The organism is Streptomyces sp. TRM70350 (assembly GCF_019219825.1).
GTDB lineage: Bacteria > Actinomycetota > Actinomycetes > Streptomycetales > Streptomycetaceae > Streptomyces.
Map to the genome: position 1 here is coordinate 141,906 of NZ_JAHUXH010000010.1, position 15,000 is coordinate 156,905.

Annotated in this window: 12 protein-coding genes, 3 pseudogenes and 1 riboswitch; of the genes and pseudogenes, 6 read left to right on the top strand and 9 right to left on the bottom strand. The window is 73.1% G+C overall.

Translation table 11 applies throughout. The features are described from left to right. The first annotated feature begins 18 nt into the window (after positions 1–18). Both KWI83_RS18175 and KWI83_RS18180 read left to right on the top strand, forming a co-directional pair. Positions 19–2,835 (top strand): LuxR family transcriptional regulator, encoded by a 2,817-nt coding sequence (locus tag KWI83_RS18175; protein ID WP_218515401.1) that lies wholly within the window; start codon positions 19–21, stop codon positions 2,833–2,835. A 192-nt stretch (positions 2,836–3,027) separates the two neighbouring features. Continuing rightward, positions 3,028–3,819, top strand: coding sequence for a trypsin-like serine protease (locus tag KWI83_RS18180; protein ID WP_218515402.1), 792 nt, complete (start codon positions 3,028–3,030; stop codon positions 3,817–3,819). A 110-nt stretch (positions 3,820–3,929) separates the two neighbouring features. Here KWI83_RS18180 and KWI83_RS18185 read toward each other — a convergent pair whose 3' ends face one another. Then, positions 3,930–5,021, bottom strand: coding sequence for a winged helix DNA-binding domain-containing protein (locus tag KWI83_RS18185; protein ID WP_218515403.1), 1,092 nt, complete (start codon positions 5,019–5,021; stop codon positions 3,930–3,932). 135 nt (positions 5,022–5,156) lie between these two features. On the opposite strand from KWI83_RS18185, the pseudogene KWI83_RS18190 reads away from it, so the two are divergent. Then, positions 5,157–5,543 (top strand): annotated as a pseudogene (locus tag KWI83_RS18190) (transporter); the annotation flags it as partial. 199 nt (positions 5,544–5,742) lie between these two features. On the opposite strand, the gene KWI83_RS18195 reads toward KWI83_RS18190, so the two are convergent. The 7 genes and pseudogenes from KWI83_RS18195 to KWI83_RS18225 form a co-directional block, all read right to left on the bottom strand. Continuing rightward, positions 5,743–6,450, bottom strand: coding sequence for a (2Fe-2S)-binding protein (locus KWI83_RS18195; protein ID WP_218515404.1), 708 nt, complete (start codon positions 6,448–6,450; stop codon positions 5,743–5,745). Then, positions 6,447–7,274, bottom strand: a complete 828-nt coding sequence (locus KWI83_RS18200) for an ABC transporter ATP-binding protein (RefSeq protein ID WP_218515405.1) — start codon at positions 7,272–7,274, stop codon at positions 6,447–6,449. The genes KWI83_RS18195 and KWI83_RS18200 overlap by 4 nt, the downstream gene beginning before the upstream one ends. Continuing rightward, entirely contained in the window at positions 7,271–8,305 is a 1,035-nt protein-coding gene (locus KWI83_RS18205) for an iron ABC transporter permease (RefSeq protein WP_218515476.1), read from the bottom strand. Before KWI83_RS18205 ends, KWI83_RS18200 begins: the two co-directional genes overlap by 4 nt. Before the next feature lie 125 nt (positions 8,306–8,430). Further along, entirely contained in the window at positions 8,431–9,423 is a 993-nt protein-coding gene (locus tag KWI83_RS18210; RefSeq protein ID WP_218515406.1) for an ABC transporter substrate-binding protein, read from the bottom strand. Between the two features lie 90 nt (positions 9,424–9,513). Next, positions 9,514–9,918 carry a (2Fe-2S) ferredoxin domain-containing protein gene (locus KWI83_RS18215; protein WP_218515407.1) on the bottom strand — a complete coding sequence of 135 codons (405 nt, stop codon included), beginning with the start codon at positions 9,916–9,918 and terminating at the stop codon, positions 9,514–9,516. Between the two features lie 58 nt (positions 9,919–9,976). Then, a riboswitch (cobalamin riboswitch) is annotated at positions 9,977–10,104 on the bottom strand. Positions 10,105–10,183: 79 nt separating this feature from the next. After that, a complete protein-coding gene (locus KWI83_RS18220; protein WP_218515408.1) occupies positions 10,184–10,648 on the bottom strand; it encodes an ABC transporter transmembrane domain-containing protein in 465 nt (154 codons plus the stop codon). Then, positions 10,642–11,091: pseudogene (locus KWI83_RS18225) on the bottom strand (hypothetical protein); the annotation flags it as partial. The gene KWI83_RS18220 and the pseudogene KWI83_RS18225, both read right to left, overlap by 7 nt. A gap of 165 nt (positions 11,092–11,256) precedes the next feature. Here KWI83_RS18225 and KWI83_RS18230 point away from each other — a divergent pair. Next, positions 11,257–12,540 carry an MFS transporter gene (locus KWI83_RS18230; RefSeq protein ID WP_218515410.1) on the top strand — a complete coding sequence of 428 codons (1,284 nt, stop codon included), beginning with the start codon at positions 11,257–11,259 and terminating at the stop codon, positions 12,538–12,540. Positions 12,541–12,597: 57 nt separating this feature from the next. Here the strand turns inward: KWI83_RS18230 and KWI83_RS38715 are convergent. After that, a pseudogene (locus KWI83_RS38715) lies at positions 12,598–12,813 on the bottom strand (FAD-dependent oxidoreductase); the annotation flags it as partial. Positions 12,814–13,094: 281 nt separating this feature from the next. On the opposite strand from KWI83_RS38715, the gene KWI83_RS18240 reads away from it, so the two are divergent. Together KWI83_RS18240 and KWI83_RS18245 are read left to right on the top strand one after the other, a co-directional pair. Then, positions 13,095–13,841 (top strand): IclR family transcriptional regulator, encoded by a 747-nt coding sequence (locus KWI83_RS18240; protein WP_218515477.1) that lies wholly within the window; start codon positions 13,095–13,097, stop codon positions 13,839–13,841. 310 nt (positions 13,842–14,151) lie between these two features. Beyond that, positions 14,152–14,895 (top strand): IclR family transcriptional regulator, encoded by a 744-nt coding sequence (locus KWI83_RS18245; RefSeq protein WP_218515478.1) that lies wholly within the window; start codon positions 14,152–14,154, stop codon positions 14,893–14,895. Positions 14,896–15,000: the final 105 nt, after the last annotated feature.

Below are 15,000 nucleotides of genomic sequence, written 5' to 3' on the forward strand. Positions count from 1 at the left end.
CGACACACGGAGGGAGCGGTGACCGTGCGACGGGACTTCCAGGAGCCTGCCAGGAGCCGCCCCGACCTGGTCATCGGCCGGGAGGAACCGTTCACGGCGGCGCGTGAGCAGCTCGGTCGCGGGGGCAGTGTGCTGCTGCACGGGCCCGCCGGAATAGGAAAGTCGACCGTACTGCGGGCATTGGCGGCGGATTACGCCGAGGCGGCCCGGACCGTGTTGCGCTGCTCGGCGACGGAGTCCGAATCGCATCTGCCGTTCCTGGCCCTGGCCGACCTGCTCGGTCTGGTGCTGGACAAGGTGTCCGACAAGCTGCCCGCCGCCCAGCGCACCGCGCTGGAGTCGGCGCTCACCGGCCGCGGCGAGTCCACCCTCCAGCGCGACGGCCTGGCGCTGCGCCTCGCCGTGCTGTCCGCGCTGCGCGCGCTCGCCGCCGAGGGGCCGGTCCTGGTCGTCGCCGACGATGTGCAGTGGCTGGACCCGGCCAGTTCGGAACTGCTCGGCTTCGCCGCCCGCCGCCTCGGCGACACCCCCGTCACGATGCTGTGCGCGGTGCGGACGGACGGCCAGGAGTACGACCGCCACCTGCGCACCTCTCCCCCGGACACCCTCGCCGTCCGGCTGGGCCCGCTCTCCCGCGCCCAGGTCTCGGCGCTGCTCGACCACCGCGGCTACACCGGCCTGCCGCGTTCCACGGTCCGGGACATCCACCGCACCAGCGGCGGCAATCCGCTGTTCGCGCTGGAGCTGGGCCGTGCCCTCGCCGAGAGCCCGACCCCGCCGCGCCCGGGCGAGCCGCTGCCGGTGCCGACCTCGCTGCGGGCGCTGGTCCTCAGCCGGCTGGAGATGCTCTCCGCCGAGGCCCGGCACACCCTCCTCGTGGCGAGCGCGGGCGCCCGGCCCACGCTGTCCCTGCTGCACGCGGCCGGCCGGGAGAACGCCGAGGCCGAGACCGCCCGGGCGGCCGAACTGGGGCTGCTGGCCACGGAGCCGGAGGGTCCCACCGTACGCTTCGCGCATCCGCTGATCTCCGCCGCGCTGTACGCGGAGGCGCCCGCGCACCAGCGGCGGGCCGCGCACGCGGCGCTGTCCACGGCGGCCTCCGATCCGATCGAGCGGGCCCGGCACCTGGCCCTGGCGACGACCGGGACGGATCCGGAGGTGGCGGCGCGGCTCGCCGGGGCCGCCATACTGGCCCGGGACCGCGGGGCGCCCTCGGTGGCCGCCTCGCTCGGGCTGCTCGCGGCGCGGCACACGCCGGCCGACAGTGTGCCGGGGCCGGACGAGCGGCGGTTGCAGGCGGCCGAGGACGCGATCACCGCCGGCGAGGTGGACCTCGCCCGGGACATCGCGCGTGAGGTGCTGACCCGGGCCACGGTTCCCGCGGAGCGGGTGCGGGCCTGGATGGTGGTGATCGAGGCGGCGGGACAGGCCCTCGGGGAGGTCGACGCCGTCTTTCCGCAGGCGCTGGCCGACGCGGGCGACGACCCACGACTGCTCGCCCTGGTGCACTACCAGCTGGCCTGGCGGGCGCTGGTCGTCGAGGGCGACTTCGCCGAGGGCCGCGAGGAGGCCGCGCACGCGGCGGACCTGGCGGCGCGGGCCGGGGACCGGCGTACCGAACTGCTGGCGCTCGCCTTCCAGGCCCAGGCCGAGACCCTGATGGGCCACCCGGACGCGCCCGCGACCATCAAACGCGCGCTGAAGGAGCCGCAGGACCCGCAGGTGGCGTGCCACCACAACGGGGCGGGCTCGACGCGTTTCCGCTGGCTGCTGATGAGCGACCAGCTGCCCGAGGCGCGCAACACGGTCACCGCGCTGCTGCGCGAGGTGCGGCGGCGCGGGATGGTCGAGAGCGAGGTGCACTTCCTGCGGCTGCTGGCCGAGACCGAACTGCGCGCCGGGCACTGCGGCCGCGCCCTCGACCTGGCCCGCGAGAGCCTGCGGCTGGCCCGCGACTCGGGCATCGGCGAGGTGGCCTCCGCGATGCTCACCTCGCTCGCCGAGGCCTCGGGCGGCAGCGTGGAGCAGGCGCTGGCGCTGGCGCGGGAGGCGGTGGAGCACGCCGAGGAGGACGGCGACCAGATCTACGTCTCGCGCGCGCTGGCCGCCCTCGGATACGTCCAGCTGGTCGCCGGGGACGCCCCGGAAACCGTCCGGTCGCTGCGCCGGGTGCGGGAGCTGGAGCACGGGCTCGGCGTGACCGACCCGGCGCGCGGCCGCTGGCACGGGGACCTCGCGGAGGCGCTGGTGCGGATCGGTGAGCTCGCGGAGGCGCAGGACGTCATCGACGTCACGCGCGAACAGGCGCTGCGGCTGGGTCGGGAGAGCGTGCTGGCCGTGCTCGACCGGGCGGAGGCGCTGGTGCGGGCCGCGAGCGGCGAGCACGACGCGGCGGTGGGCCGGTTGACGTCGGTGCAGGACCGGCTGAGCAAGCTGGGCTACGGGCTCGAAGAGGCGCGCGCGGCCTTCGAGTTGGCGCGGTTGCGGGCCCGGCGGGGGCCCGGGCCGACGTCGTACGACGAGGCGGCGCGGCTGTTCCGGCGGTGCCGCGCGCTGCCCTGGCTGCGGCAGGTCGACGCGGCCGTGGCGGCGGGGGCGACGCAGGACCGGCAGGCGGCCCCGGCTGTCGCGCCGACCGCGCTGGAGGGGCTCGCCTCGATGGAGCGTCAGGTCGCGGCGCTGGTCATGGAGGGCGCGACGAACCGGGAGATAGCCGGGCGGCTGTTCATCAGCGTCAAGACGGTCGAGGCGACGCTCACCCGGGTCTACCGCAAGCTGGGGATCCGATCGCGGGTGGACATCGTCCGACTGGCGGCGGGGCGGCACGTCAAGTAGGCGCGGCGGCTGCAGCCGACCGAGGGTTTTCCCTCCCCCAACTCCCTTAGGGCGTTCCCTCCTTGGGGCGCACGCGCGCCCCGCCCTAGCGTAGTCACGTGCCGCTCGCCGGGCACACGGGGCCTGTCCCGAGGCCCCGTGCTCCACCCCCCACCCGCGCGACCCCCCACCGGCAACCCCCTGAGGAGACTCATGTTCGGGCTCACCCGTGCCAGAAAGACCGCCGCCGTCGTCGCGGCGACCGCTGCCGCCGCCGCGACCGCGCTGCTCACCGCCCCCGCCGCCGTCGCCGCCCCGCAGCCCGTCGTCGGGGGTACGACGACCACGACGTCCGCGTACCCGTTCATGATGCAGATCACGGACGCCTCGCAGGACCAGTTCTGCGGCGGCACCCTGGTCTCCCCGACGAAGGTCGTGACCGCCGCGCACTGCATGGTCGGCGAGACCACCCGCAGCGTCCGCGTGGTCGGCGGCCGCACCTACCTCAACGGCACCAACGGCACGGTGAGCCGGGTCAGCAAGATCTGGATCCACCCCAACTACAGGAACGTCACCAGCGGCGACGACGTGGCCGTACTGACGCTGTCGACGTCGATGCCGTACACCACGGCGAAGTACGTCTCCTCCTCGCAGACCTCCGTGTACGCGGCCGGCACCACGGCCCGCGTCCTCGGCTGGGGCACCACCTCGCAGAGCGGCAGCTCCTCCAACCAGCTGCGGACCGCGACGGTCCCGACCGTGTCCGATGCCGGCTGCCGCAGCTCGTACGGCTCCGACTTCCTGGCGAGCGACATGGTGTGCGCCGGATACACCTCCGGCGGCGTGGACACCTGCCAGGGCGACAGTGGCGGTCCCCTGCTCATCGGGGGCGTCCTGGCAGGAGTCACTTCCTGGGGCGAGGGCTGCGCGCAGGCCGGTTACCCGGGCGTCTACACCCGGCTGACGACGTTCTCCAGCCAGGTGACCGCGCAGGTCAACTCGTAGCGGACGAACAGGATTCCTGAGTACCCCTCAGGTAAGTGAGCCGGGGGGCGTTGCGGGCCTCCACGAGCGGCCCGCAGCGCCCCCTTTCCATGCGCCCGGTCGGGCGCGGGTCACGGGATCACGGTCCCGAAGCGGAGGTCGTACGACCCCTGGTGCAGCACCTGGAGCATCCGCCCGCCCTCCTCGGCCACCTCGTCGCGCTGGGCCCGGCTGAGGCTGCCGAACGGCTCGACGACCAGGGCGCCGTCGAGCAGCCGCCAGACACCGGCCAGGAAGCCGTCGACGAGGAGCGGGCAGTAGAACGTGTTCGCCTGCCAGGTGCGGCCACGGCGCGCGGGCGGCACCACGCGGGTGCGGTCGGCGTGCGAGAGCAGCAGATTGTCGAACTCGGGCAGGAAGCGGGGCGGGGCCGGGGTGTCCGGGTCGGGGCGGGGCGCGTCGGGCAGGTCGAAAAGCTCGACGCCACTGTCGTCCCGGAAGGTGACCAGCTGCGGACGGAGCCGTTCGAACACCGGGCGCATCCGGGTCGGGCCGGACCAGGTCTGCATGTCCTTCACGGAGGCGGGGCCGAACGCGCCGAGATAGCGCAGTACGGCGCTCTCCGGGGTGGCGGCCGGTTCGGCGGGGCGGCCCAGCCAGTGCTCGGCGGTGGTGAGGGCGACCTGGGCGCTCGTGCCCCACAGTCCGCGTGGGGTGACCTGGACCAGCGGGAGCGTGCAGCGGGCGGCGATGGCGAGGGCCTGCGGGTCGGCGTCCGGCCACTCGGTGAGCAGGGCCTCGCGCAGCTGCCGCATGGTGCGCGGCTCGGCCTCGACCAGTTCGCGGGCGATGGTGGCGAGCCGCTCCAGGTCGACCCCGACGAGGCCCTTGCGGAAGATCTTGATCTCCCGGTCGCGGGCGGGCTGCGCCAGCGGCCGCAGGGTGAGGGAGTCGTCGGCGGTGTGCAGGTGGATGGTCGAGCGCAGGGTGACGATACGGACCGCCTCGCGGTCGGCCAGCAGCCCGGAGAGCTCCTCGGGGCGGAAGCCGTCGAGGCGGGCGGCGAGCGCGTAGTACGGCGGCTTGACCTCCTGGGCCTGCAGTCCGACCAGGTGCTCCACAGCCGCCTTCGCGGACAGCGGCGCCCGGCGCAGGAGCAGCTGCCGGTCGAGGGTGGCGCGGTTGAGGGCTCGGGTGCCGAGCACGGTCGTCGTCTTCGTCATGCTGCGCACGCTAACGCCGCTTGCGGACAGCTTCGGTCCGCAGCTCTCGCCGCAGCCTCGCCCCCGCAGCCGCCGAAGGCCGACCCGCCACCCACTCCTGATCCGCCGACCGCGCAGCCCGCGGAGATCGTCAGCGTGGTGGAGGCGGCGCTGCACGAGGACGGCGTCCGGGTCTCCTCCCCCGCGACCCTCGCCGACACCTACCGCGAACTGCGCGCGAAGCCGTCCGGCATGGCCTGGATCGGCCTGGCCCGCCCCACGGAGAGTGAACTCCTTTCCCTCGCCGAGGAGTTCTACCTGCGCCGCCGTATGGAGGAGACGCCGGAGCTGCTGCAGCTGGGCCCGGAAGCGGTGCTGTACGCCATCCTCGACGCGGTCGTCGACGGCTACGCGCCGGTCGTCGCGGGCGTCCAGAACGACATCGACGAGATCGAGACCGAGGTGTTCCGCGGCGACCCGGAGGTCTCCCGCCGTATCTACGAACTCTCCCGCGAAAGGTGTCCCGCAAGGACGGCTTCCAAGGCTCCGGCACACGTACGCCTCGATCATCTCCCGATCCCGCTCAGGGCCGCCCCACGGCAACTCCACCTCGGCAGCGGGGATCTCCATGAAGTACTCGGCCGGCGCCGCCGCCACCGAGGGAGGCATGTCGACGACGCGAGTCTTAGGGTGAGGCGCGGCGCCTTGGCCGCGCCCCCTGGTGCCCCGGCCGTCGGCTGATTCATCGGGCCAGGCAGCAGTCTCCGCACTTCGTGCCCGCAGGCGTGCGGTAGAAGAGGCAGCAGCTGCGGCGGCGGAAGGTCAGGTCGGGCCCGGTGAAGTGGCCGGTGCCGGCCAGGCGTCCGGTGGTGAGCAGGTCGGTGGTGAGCTGGGTGAGCGGGCCGCGCAGGTCCGGTCGTGCCGTCAGGAGCACCTGGGCCGTCCCGGCCAGCGCGGAGGCGGCGTTTCCGTCCAGGAGACGCGGGGAGATCTTGACGCGGAGTCCGGCGGCCAGCGCGTCCAGGTGCTGCTCGACCACCATCTGGTACAGCGCCTCGGTGAGGTGCGGGATCCGGTCGGCGTACCAGCCGGTGGGGGCGGGCAGCCACAGCGCGGGGCCCTCGTCGGCGCGGTGCAGCCCGGCCAGGTCGGGGACGATGCCGTGGAGGAGCGTGCAGGCGAGGACCGGGGACCACAGGCGTGCGGCGTGTCCGAGCTGGGCGATGGAGACTCCGATGCGCCTCTCGCGGGTGTCGTACCGGTCGGCGACGGCCTCCGCGAGGTCGGTGAAGCCGCGGGCGTAGGCGTCGGTGACCGGGTGCCGGCCCTGGTCCGGTCCGCCCACGGCCAGGGTGAAGAATCCTCCGAGGGCCGCCACGTCCTTGAGCGCGGCGGCGACGGCCCCGGCGGGCGCGCGAGCGGATGCGGACGCGGATACGGGTGGAGTCATGTCTGCGTGGCCCTCTGTCGCTGTCCGGGGCGATCGCCGGTGAGCAGTGTCACCTGGGGTACGCCGGTACGGGGATGCTCGGTGACGTCCGCCTCGACGCGGTAGACCTCGGCCAGCAGGGCAGGGGTGAGGACGTCTGGTGGTGCGCCGTGGGCGACCACCCGTCCGGCCTGCAGCACGCAGAGGCGGTCGCAGAACGAGGCGGCGAGATTGAGGTCGTGCAGCGCGACCACGGCGGTGACTCCGAGGCGGCGGACGAGACGGAGCGCGTCGAGCTGGTGGCGCAGGTCGAGGTGGTTGGTGGGCTCGTCCAGCACCATCGTCCCGGCCCGCTGGGCGAGTGCGCGGGCGATCAGGACGCGCTGCTTCTCCCCGCCCGACAGCCGGTCGAAGGGTGCGTCGGCCAGGTCGGCGGCGTCGAGTTCCGTCAGGGCGGCCGTGACGATGGCGCGGTCGTCGGCGTCGTCGCCCGCGAAGGGGCGCTTGTGCGGGGTGCGGCCCATGGCCACCACCTCGTACACGGTGAGCTCGAAGTCCCCGGCGTGCTCCTGCAGCACGGCCGCCAGGTGCCGGGCCAGGCGCTTGCCGGGCATCCGCCAGACGTCCGTCCCGTCCAGCAGCACGCGGCCCGACGTGGGGCGCAGCGCCCGGTAGACGGTGCGCAAGAGGGTGGACTTGCCCGCGCCGTTCGGGCCGACGAGGCCGACCACCTCTCCGGCGGGCACCGTCAAGGAGACCCGGTCGACCAGCGGTCTGCCGTCGACGACCACCGACACGTCGTCGATGTCCAAGGTTCCGGGTGCCGCTTCCGGTCGTCCGGTCATCGTGCCCTCCTTCGCATCAGCCAGAGGAAGAACGGGCCGCCGACCAGGGCGGTGAGGATGCCGACGGGGATCTCCTCGGGGCTCATGAGGGTGCGCGCGGCCAGGTCGGCGGCGATCAGGAAGGCCGCGCCGAGCAGGGCCGCGGCCGGGAGCGCCCGGCGGTGGTCGGCCCCGACGAGGAGCCGTACGACGTGCGGCAGGATCAGGCCGACGAAGCCGATCTGGCCGCTGACCGCGACGATCGTGCCGATCATCAGCGCGACCAGGATGAACAGTGCGGCACGGAAGCGGTGGACGTCCAGGCCGAGGGCGGCGGCGGCCTCCTCCCCGGCGAGCAGCAGGTTCAGGGGGCGGCTCACGCCCAGCAGGACGGCCGTGCCGAGCAGGACCGCCGCGGCCGGGATCCACACCATCGTCCAGGTGGTGCCGGCCAGTCCGCCGAGCATCCAGCGCAGCGCCGACTGCGTCTTGTGGGGGTCGTTGGAGGTGACCATGAGGAAACTCGCCACCGCCGACAGCACCTCGGCCATCGCCACGCCCGCCAGGACCAGCCGCACGGTGGTCATCCGTCCGCCGGAGCGGGCCAGGAAGTACACCGCGACCAGGGCCGCCAGAGCGCCGCAGAACGCCGCCAGCGGCAGCGAGAAGGCTCCGAACAGCGTCACGTTGAAGACGAGGACCAGCACCGCGCCGACGCTCGCGCCCGACGACACTCCCAGCAGCATCGGATCGGCGAGCGGGTTGCGGACCAGGGCCTGCAACGCCATCCCCGCCACCGACAGTCCGGCTCCCACCACCGCGCACAGCAGCACCCGGGGCAGCCGGACGTCGGTGACGATCGTCTCCCGTACCGGGGGCCACGTCGCATCCGCCAGGGCGGGGTGCAGGTGGTGGAGCAGGATGCCCCACACCTCCCCGGCCGGGACCGTGACCGAACCGGCCGCGATCCCGAACGTCGCCGCCACCGCCACCAGGGCGGCGAGCCCGGCGAGCACCAGGGCGTAGGGGAGTCTGCGGCGGCCGGGCACCACGGTCTGCCCGGCCCCGGTCCTGGGGGAACTCCTGCCGACCGCCTCGGCAGTTGCCGACGCCCTGCCCGCGCCGGTCTTCCCGGCGACGGCGTCCTTGCCGGTGGCGGCCGGTTCGGTCACGCCGGTCACCGGAAACGGTCCGGGTGGAGCTGACGGGCCAGCGACTGCACGGCCGCGGGCACCCGTACGCCGACGACGGTGGAGGACAGCGGCAGCACCGCGAACCGACGGTTCTTGATGGCGGGCACGTCCTTCAGCGCCGGGTTGGCGAGCAGGAACTGCTTCTTCTGCGCCACGGTCTGGTCGCCGTAGTCGTAGATGACGATGACCTCGGGCGCCCGCTCGGCCACCTGCTCGAACGACACGTCACCGAACGGCTTGTCGAGGTCGGCGAAGAGATTGACCCCTCCGGCCCGCTCGATCATGTCGTTGCCGATGCCCGCGCCGCCCGCGGTGAAGGCGGTCTTGTCGCCGCTGTCGTAGACGAACAGCTTCACCGGCTCGACGCCGTCGAGTTTCTCGTCCACCTCCTCCAAGGTGGCGTGCAGCCGCTCGATCTGCCGCTCGGCCCGCTCCGGGACGCCGAAGACCTTGGCGACCTCGCGGATCTCCCGGTCCATCAGGGTCATCGTGACGGGCCCGGACGGGCACTCCTCGATGTTGAGGCGGGTGTTGACGCCCACCTTGGCGAAGGCGTCGCGGGAGCGGCCCTCCTTCTCGTCGAAGGTGGAGGCCCAGCCGCCGTAGACGAAGTCGGGCTCGGCCGCCAGCAGCGTCTCGTACGACGGGTACTCCTTCGACAGCACCTTGACCTTGTCGTAGGCGGCCCGGTACTCGGGGAGGATCTCGTCGTCGAGGTAGCCGGTGCCGACCATCGACTTCTCCAGGCCGAGCGCCAGCATCACCTCGGTCGCGTGCTGGTTCAGCGACACCGCGCGCTGCGGTGGGCGCTGAAACGTCGTCTTCACCCCGCAGTTGGACACGGTGAGCGGGAAGCCCTTCGCGGCCGGGCCGCCCTTGGCGCCACCGGTGTTGTCCTGGGCGCTCGTGCCACAACCGGAGATCAGCAGAGCTGTGGCCATGGCCAGCAGGGGGGACAGTGGGCGTCTGCCCGTCATGGGAGAGTTCCTCTCGTACGGGTGTTACGGCTCGTACGGGTGTACGGCTCGTGCGGGTGTTAGGGATGATCGGCGCGCAGGCTGCCAATCTCAGGAGACCGCGCGGCGCCGGGGTGGGGTGAAGGCGTAGAGGTCGAGGATCTCGGGCCGGGGAGCGATGCCGGGGCCGCCCGCGCTCACCCAGGCGGCGATGTCCTCGGTCGCGGCCGGGTCGTTGACCAGGCCCAGCCAGACCGGCCGCGCCCCGGCGGCCCGTCCGGCGGCGGAGGGCTGCACGACGATCACGTTGGCCTGATCGCACACGTCCAGGCAGGCGGAGACGCGTACGGGAGCGGCCTCACCCAGGCGCGCGGTCTGCGCCGTGTGATCCACCCCGGTCACCTTGGGACTGCCGCAGCAGCAGTCCCGGCACACGACGACCCGGCACGGCACCGGATCGACCGATCCTCTGCCCACCGGGCTGTCGTACGCCCCCTCGGCCGGCCTCACGGGCATGCCGAACCACCCTCCTCCGGGGAAATCCGCCCCGGGTTCGTCGAGGAGGCGACCGCGTGAGTCTCCTGGCTCTCGGGTCGAAGCTCGTCCCGGCCTTCCCACCCGGCTTCGGGCAGTGGCCTGTTCGGGATCCGCTCGCCGATCACAGTGGCGGGACCGCGCCGGAATCACACCGGCTTCCTCGTTCCGCCGTCGCCTTGTCGCCGAGCATCATCGCATCTGGGACACGGCGCGTCATGGGGCCCCCAGCCACCACGGCTGTCGTCTACTCGGCTTCCTGCGGTTTCCGGTTGAGCAGTTCGCCGTAGGCCGGGCAGTGGTCGAGGAGGACCTGGGGCAGGAAGATGCTGACGAACCGGTCGAGCGCCTCGACGCTGTCCTGCAGCGTGGTCAGGACCGCTCCGGTGCGCTGCCGTGTCACATGGCCGGGGCCCAGGGTGAGCAGGTGCCGGTACAGGTGCGGCCGCAGCTCGGTCCTGACGTGCTCGGCGGCGCGGGCGGCGGCGACCTCGCGGGCCCGGATCAGTACGGCGCGTACGGCGACGAGGGCGAGCGCGCCGCAGCAGGCCCAGACCGCGCCGGTCAGGTCCTCGCGCAGCCCGCGGGCCACGGCCAGGGTGAGCAGCAGGCTCTGGGCGGCGTAGCAGGCGGACACGCCGAGTCCGGCGGCCACGCTCGCCAGGAGCGGGCGGCGCCCGGGGCGTGCGTACGACAGCAGTGAGGTCAGCACGCGGGCTCCTCTTCGGATGTGGCCGACGGCTCGGGCGCGGTGAGGGGCCCGGAGGTGTTCGGGGACTCGGTGGCGTCCTGGGATTCGAGGTCGCCCGGGAGCCGGGCGTCCGGCAAGGGCTCGCACCACAGGACGTACTCCCCCGCCGCGATCTCCACCTGCCGGGCCCGTGCGCCGAACACGTCGGCCATCAGATCGGGTCGCAGTACCTCACGCGGCGGGCCCGCGGCGACCACGGTGCCGTCGGCCAGGACACACAGCCGGTCGCAGTAGCGCAGGGCCAGGGCGAGGTCGTGCAGGGCGAGGACGGTGGTGATGCCGAGGCCCCGGATCATGCGCAGGGCCTCCAACTGGTGCCGTACGTCGAGGTGGTCGAGCGGCTCGTCGAGGACCAGGACGCGGGGCTGCTGGGCCAGGGCACGGGCCAGTAGGACGCGGGGCCGCCCCCGAAGACGACATTTGATTGGAAACGATTACCGCTTACTCTGTCCGCCGATGGGCCTCTTGATCCGGCCCGGACCTCCCGCCACGCGGGTTCCGCCGGGCACGGTATCGCCGCGTGCCGACGCCGCCCTCACCCCCGTATCGGCCTCCAGGACAGAAAGCCCATGACCGACCTGCTCTCCCGCATACGCCCCCGCCGCTCGGCCGCGAAGTCCCCGCGCGAGCGGACCTGGAAGCACCTGTCACCGCTCCTGCGGCTGCTGATCCTCACCCAACTCGCTTTCAACGTCGGCTTCTACGCCGTGCTGCCGTTCCTCGCCGAGCACCTCGGCACCGCCATCGGCATGGCCGGATGGATGGTCGGCTTCGTCCTCGGCCTGCGCACCTTCAGCCAGCAGGGCCTCTTTGTCGTCGGCGGCTGGCTCGTGGACCGCTACGGCGTACGCCCGATCGTCCTCGTCGGCTGCGCGCTGCGGATCGCCGGGTTCGCCTGGCTCGGGTACGCGCAGGCGACCTGGGCGGTGATCGGCGCGGTGCTGGTCATCGGCTTCGCCGCCGCCCTGTTCTCCCCGGCGGTGGAGTCCGAGGTGGCCCGGCAGGCGGTCGTCTGGGAGGAGGAGGGCCACGGCTCACGCACCCGGGTGCTGGCCCTGCTGAGCGCGGCCGGACAGGCCGGTGCCTTCGTCGGCCCGCTGCTCGGCGGCCTGCTGCTGCTCGTGGACTTCCGCACCGCCTGCCTCGCCGGTGCCGCCGTGTTCGTTCTGGTCCTCGCCGGGCATGTCCGGCTGATGCCGCAGCACATCCCCGGCCGGAGCCGCACCCGCCGGCGGGGCGGGGCCCGCGCGCTGCTGCGCAACCGCCGCTTTCTCGCCCTGTGCTGCGCCTACGGCACCTACCTGCTCGCCTACAACCAGCTCTACCTCGCCCTCCCGGACGAGGTGCAGCGCGCGACCGGCTCCCAGGCAGCCCTGTCCTGGCTGTTCGCCCTCTCCTCCCTGCTGGTCGTGTGCGCCCAGCTTCCGGTCACCCGCTGGGCCGGCGACCGGCTCGACCTGCGCCGCTCCATGGCCATCGGACTGCTGCTCGTCGCCGCCGGTTTCGCCGTCGTGGCCGCCGCCCGGCCCGCCGAGTGGACGGGCATCACCGGGCTGCTGCCCGCCGCCGGGTACGTCGTCCTGCTCACCCTCGGCCAGATGCTGGTCGTTCCGGCCGCCCGCGCCTGGGTGCCCGACCTCGCCGAGGAAGGACGCATCGGCCTCTACACCGGCGCCCTGTCCTCCGTCTCCGGCCTGATCGTCCTCATCGGCAGCTCGGCCACCGGCTCCCTGCTCGACCTGGGGCTACCGACCGCCGTGCCCTGGCTGGTCCTCGCCGCCATCCCCGCCTTGGCGGTGGCACTGCTGCCGCGCCGCCCGGAACGGGCCGAGGCCGCCAAGGCGGCTGCCTGACGCCCTCAGTCCTCCCTTGGGGACGTCACGCCCGGGCTGCGTACTCGCCGAGTGCGTGGCGTCGGCGTGCTCGAGGAGCGGGACGTACCGGGAGTCCTCGAAGTGGGCGCTGCGGTAGATCCGGGTCTCACCGCCGGCGGCGCCGCGGTCGTGACCGGGGGCGAAGCGGTCGTAGGCGACGACCTCGGCGCCCCGGGCCGCCAGGCGCCAGGCGCCCTGGCTGCCCATCGTTCCCACGCCGACCACGGCGACACGCTTACCGGCAGCTGACACAGGACTTTCCTTTCGTATCGCGGGGGCGCATGCTGGGCCCCGGCGTGAGGCTGTTCGATTCGAGAGGGTTTGGGCGGGGGCGGGCCCTGGGGAGGCCGCCGGTCTCATCCGTCCGGGTCCCGGGGTCCCGGCTCACCTCATCGGGTTCTTCCAGGGAGAGTCGTGCCACAATGTGGAATGCTGTGCTAGAATCTGGCACAGAGAATGGCAGTGGCCGAAGAGGGAGTCAAGAGGGTGCCGGCCAGAAATTCCGAGGATCAACAGGGGGAAACCGGATGGAAATGAAGAGCGTCACCAGGTCGCTGCGCATCCTGGAAGCGGTCGCCCAGCATCAGCCGGTGACCGTGGGGGAGTTGACGAAGATCTTCGGCCTGCCGAAGTCGACGGTGCAGCGCACCCTGGTCACCCTGTCCGAGGCGGGCTGGCTCCGGGCCAACCGCAAGGACACCACCCGCTGGGAGATCGGCGCCCGCGTCCTGGCCGTACGACCCGCCGCCCTGCAAGGGTCCAGCCTGTTCGTCGCCGCCCGCGAGCCCATGGTCCGGCTCCGGGACACCGTGAACGAGACCATCCACCTGTCGGTGCCCGACGCCCTGCAGTGCATGGTCGTCGTCGACCGCGTCGACTGCGACCACCCTGTACGCACCTTCCACACCATCGGCGACACCTCGCCCCTGCACGCCACCGCCACCGGGCGCGCCATCCTGGCCCACCTGCCGAAGCAGGACGTCGAGGAACTCATCACGCAGGGCCTGGAGCGCTTCAGCGAGACGACGCCCGCCGACCCCGAGGAGCTGCGCGCCGAGCTGGACCGCATCCGCACCGACGGCTACGCGGTCAACCGCAACCAGTACCGGCCGGGTGTCTGCGCCATCGCCGCGCCCGTCCTCGACGAGGACGGCACACCGCTGGCCACCGTGGCCATGTCGATGCCCGACTCCCGGTACGACGAGGCCCGGCTGCCGGAATGGGGCCGCCTGGTCGCCGACACGGCCGCGGAGATCTCCGGGCGACGACTGGGCGCCTGAACCCGCCGTCGCGCCACAACAAGCGCGCCACAACAAGAGGGAGCCCTCCGAGGGCTCCCTCTTGCCCTGTGCACCCCCACGCCCGGCGGGGGAGGGGTCCGGGCGCGGGGCACCCACGCGGCGAAGTACGGCGCAGTCAGGGCATTGACCACCGCGAACCGCCGCGAGGCATCGGATCACAGAGCCCCCATCCATGCCGGAATGTGGAACGCTGTGCTAATATCCGGCACGAGCATGCCCGCGGCTCCCGGGAGGAGTCAAGAGGCGGGCACGATGAACACACAGAACCGACCCGGGGGCCCGGATGGAAATGAAGAGCGTCACCAGGTCGCTGCGCATCCTGGAGGCTGTGGCGCAGCACCAGCCGGTCACCGTCGGGGAACTGACGAAGCTCTTCGGGCTGCCCAAGTCGACCGTGCAGCGGACGCTGGTGACACTCAACGAGGCGGGCTGGCTGCGGGCCAACCGCAGAGACACCACCCGCTGGGAGATCGGCGCCCGTGTGCTGGCCGTACGACCCGCCGCCCTGCAGGGGTCCAGCCTGTTCGCCGCGGCACGTGAGCCGATGATCCGGCTCCGTGACGCGGTCAACGAGACCATCCACCTGTCGGTGCCCGACGCCCTGCACGGCATGGTCGTCGTCGACCGCGTCGACTGCGACCACGCCGTACGGACCTTCCACGCCATCGGCGACACCTCGCCGCTGCACGCCACCGCGACCGGGCACGCGATCCTCGCCCACCTGCCGAAGTCCGAGGTCGACGAGCTCGTGGCAGGCGGACTGGAGGGCTACGGCGAGGAGACCATCACCGACCCGGCGGAGCTGCGCGCGGAACTCCGCCGGGTCAGGGACCGCGGGTACGCCGTCAACCACAACCATTTCCGCCCGGGCGTCTGCGCCATCGCGGCCCCCGTCCTCGACGAGGACGGCACCCCGCTGGCCACCGTGGCCGTCTCCATGCCCGCCTCCCGTTTCGAGCCCGGGCGGCTGACCGAGCTGGCGCGACTGGTGACCGACACCGCGTCGGAGATCACCGCCCGCCACCTCGGCTGAGGCCCCGACAGCCCGCTCCCGGACAGGCGCAGCGAGGCCGGACCGCTGACGCGCTGAGGGCCGCGCCGCCCGCCGAAGCGACGGACGCGCCTCGGCGGGACGCAC